Raw genomic sequence first — 832 nt, forward strand, 5'->3', positions numbered from 1 at the left:
GTCACATCGATGTCTAGTTGAAGCAGATTTGCGTTTAGCTCCGTAAGCCGAGCAGAAATAACGACTTCACCTTGGCTGGTGAATTTGATTGCATTGTTGACAAGATTGGTAACGACTTGGCGGATCCTGCCGGGGTCTCCTACTGCTTTTGACAGGGTTAACCCTCTTAAGTCGACGATCAGTTCTAGCTCTTGTAGTTGAGCTTGCTGGGCAAGAGACTCTGCAAGATCGCCAATTTACTTTTTCGGGTTAAATAGAAGGTGCTCCAAGTCTAGTTTGCCTGCTTCTATTTTAGAAAAGTCTAAAATGTCGTTGATTAGTGTAAGTAGCGACTGTGCGCTATTTTGCGCTATTTCAGCCCGGTGCCTTTGTTGAGTATCAAGCTTGGAGTTAAGCAGAAGTCCCAGCATGCCCAGAACGCCATTCATCGGTGTCCTGATCTCGTGGCTCATGCTTGCGAGGAATTCGCTTTTCGTAATTGCAGCTTGTTCAGCATTTTCTTTTGCAGTAATGAGTTCGCTTTCGGCTGATTTTTTCCCAGTAATGTTCGAGCTAATGGCAACATAACTTTGTGGTTTGCCGTTCATATCTTTAATGGCAATGACAGTGCTGCTAATCCAGTAATTCTGACCATGTTTATCTTTGTTGTAGACTTCGCCTCGCCATACGCTGCCTTTAGCAGCTGTTTTATAAAGTTGGCCGAAGAAGGCTTTGTCATGATAGCCAGAGTTAAGAATTCGATGATTTTGGCCTAGCAGCTCTTCACGCTCGTATCCGCTTACTTCGACGAATTTGTCATTCACATAAGTGATGTCTCCTCTTATATTTGTGA

1 protein-coding gene is annotated in these 832 nt (G+C 44.1%); it reads right to left on the reverse strand.

Going from position 1 to position 832, the window contains the following annotated elements; all coding sequences use genetic code 11:
• Positions 1-236 precede the first annotated feature (236 nt).
• On the reverse strand, positions 237-832 hold a 596-nt coding region (locus tag A3756_RS15235; protein ID WP_156490503.1), incomplete at its 5' end, for a PAS domain-containing protein.

The organism is Oleiphilus sp. HI0086, assembly GCF_001635225.1.